Origin of the sequence: Sphaerospermopsis reniformis (genome assembly GCF_005402885.1) — a bacterium.
Taxonomy (GTDB): Bacteria; Cyanobacteriota; Cyanobacteriia; order Cyanobacteriales; family Nostocaceae; genus Sphaerospermopsis; species Sphaerospermopsis kisseleviana.
Window position 1 is genome coordinate 1 of record NZ_BJCE01000432.1, and the last position, 2330, is coordinate 2330.

Consider the following 2330-nt stretch of genomic DNA (forward strand, 5'->3'; position numbering starts at 1 on the left):
TCTTCTAGTTCTAAGGCTTGTTGTAGTTGTTTGATGTACGGCTGTTTTGGTGTGGGAATAGTTAGGGTTTCGTCGTCTAAAAGCATTACCACCCCAGCAGCAAAGGCATCTAATACTATTTCATCTATTTCTTCTATGCGTTCCCCATCAAAAAAGAAATATTGATGTAAACTTGCTGGTAATATATTATTGATAATCTCTTCTGCTTGTTCAATGGGAAAATACCATTTACCGTCATCTCCTACGGTTTGAATAATTAATTTTGTTTTTGTTGCTTCCATGTTGGTAGCATTTTTATAAACTCGACAGGTGCGTTTTGCTCGGTATCGGTTTCCTTCATGTTCCCAACCAACTTCTACCCAACATTCTACAGGTTGTTCATTTTCTACTTCTGCGATCGCTCTTTTATTTACTAACTGTTCTGTCGCAGCAAACGCAGCAGTAAATTTTTCATATAACACCCAGGTAAACGCATTTAATAAACTGGTTTTACCTGCTCCATTATTCCCATGAATTATTGTAGTATTTTTAATATCTCCCGTCGCAATGGTAATTTCTGGAGTCTGTCCATAAAAAGAACGAAAATTACAAAGTTTAATCGAGGTTAGTTTCATTCCTGCACCACTTCTTTCACTGCTTCTTTGATTATTCCTAAAATATCATCATTAATTGCACCTTTGCTTTTTCTCGCAAGTCTTGATTTTTCTAACCTACAAACTCTCTCAATTATCTGTTTAACTTCCGGTGGTGCAGTATTAATTGGTGCTTGTACATCTTCAATATTTGATTCTGTAGACATAACGGGTTGTAAAAATAGACTTTTCTATCTATTTTAACCATCTTTGTCAACATTTAGTAATCAGTTATCAGTTATAAAACTTTATAATTTCTAATTTAATATAGATTTTTAATTATGAAACTGCATCAAAAATAGGTAAAAATTTATGATTTGGCGGCTGGAAAGGGATTGCTTTTTTTATTTATTCCTGGTAAAGTTATCTTTACAAGCTCTAACAATGGGATATTGCTTATTTTAAAAATATTAGCAACACTCCATTATACTAGAATAGTACCGCGCCCCCAGCACCGAGTCAACCCCTCAACTATCAATTTTCGCCCCCCCAAGAAAGAAAAATAAATGAAGAAATCTATAGATATAGCATTTACCAAGTTAGTGAGGTACAGAGTTTTTTGTCTTTGGGAATTGGGAATTGGTAGCAGTAAATAAATAAGGGTGTACCTAATGAGACTGGGAAACGCTATAGATGCGATGCCCACACAAAAAGATGGTAGTACAGTACGGCGTAAATAAACCAAGTATTCGATAGCCAAATTTCATGAAACTGGGAATTAATTACCAGGCTTTATTTACGCTGTTTGTTGAGATTCAGTTTCTACCTTCTGGCCAATTTTGGGTTCTGTACCTGTCAGCAACCTTTCAATATTACTGCGATGACGAATAATTACATATAAACCCCCAGCAATACTAAACAAAACATAAGCTAAAGGTTGCTGGAAAACCACCATCAAAATAGAAACAGCAACAGCACCAGAAATAGAACTTAAAGAAACGATTTTAGATATAGCAATAACTACACCAAAAACCCCCAAGGTAGCCAAACCAACCGGCCAATTCATGGCTAATAAAATACCCAAACTGGTAGCCACAGACTTACCACCAGTAAAACCTAAAAAGATTGATTTACTATGTCCTAAAATTGCCCCTAACCCAACCAAAGTTACTAACCAAGGTTGCCATAATTGCACATTTAAATTTGCAGGTATGACATTATAACCAGGAGCAAAATTGAATAAAGCATAAACCAGATTTATGGCTAATACTCCCTTCAAACAATCAACAAATAACACAAAAGCCCCCGGACCTTTACCCAAGGTTCTCAGAACATTGGTGGCACCAGTTGAACCAGAACCAACTTCACGAATATCAATACCTTTTAATAACTTACCTGCAAGATATCCAGTGGGAAAAGAACCCAAAAGGTAAGCTAATAAAACCACTACCCCACACAAAGTCAACCAAATAGCCATAATTTTATTAGAAGTTCAGAAGTTCAGAAGTATGGCTAACGCCACGCTTACTTCGACTGCGCCCTTCGACACCGCCCTTCGACACCGCCCTTCGACACCGCCCTTCGACACCGCTCAGGACAGGCTCAGGACAGGCTCAGGACAGGCTCAGGACAGGCTCAGTACAAGTCGCTATCAGGAGTCAGGAGTCAGGAGTTATTTATTTTGGATTTTGGATTTTGGATTTTGGATTGTTTTTGTTAACTCCAATCTAAAATCTAAAATCTAAAATCTAAAATTTT

At 37.0% G+C, this 2330-nt stretch carries 3 protein-coding genes; all 3 read right to left on the reverse strand.

The annotated features are described in order from the left end of the window. Positions 1 to 614, reverse strand: a 614-nt coding sequence (locus tag FFR48_RS27315; RefSeq protein WP_162501990.1) for an AAA family ATPase, incomplete at its 3' end; no start/stop codon positions are given. Then, complete coding sequence (locus FFR48_RS27320; RefSeq protein ID WP_096567837.1) at positions 611 to 799, reverse strand: hypothetical protein; 189 nt, start codon at positions 797 to 799, stop codon at positions 611 to 613. The genes FFR48_RS27315 and FFR48_RS27320, both read right to left, overlap by 4 nt. Positions 800 to 1368: 569 nt before the next feature. Next, the gene (plsY, locus tag FFR48_RS27325) at positions 1369 to 2049 is read right to left on the reverse strand and encodes a glycerol-3-phosphate 1-O-acyltransferase PlsY (RefSeq protein WP_096567835.1); all 681 of its coding nucleotides are present in this window, start codon (positions 2047 to 2049) and stop codon (positions 1369 to 1371) included. Positions 2050 to 2330 lie beyond the last annotated feature (281 nt).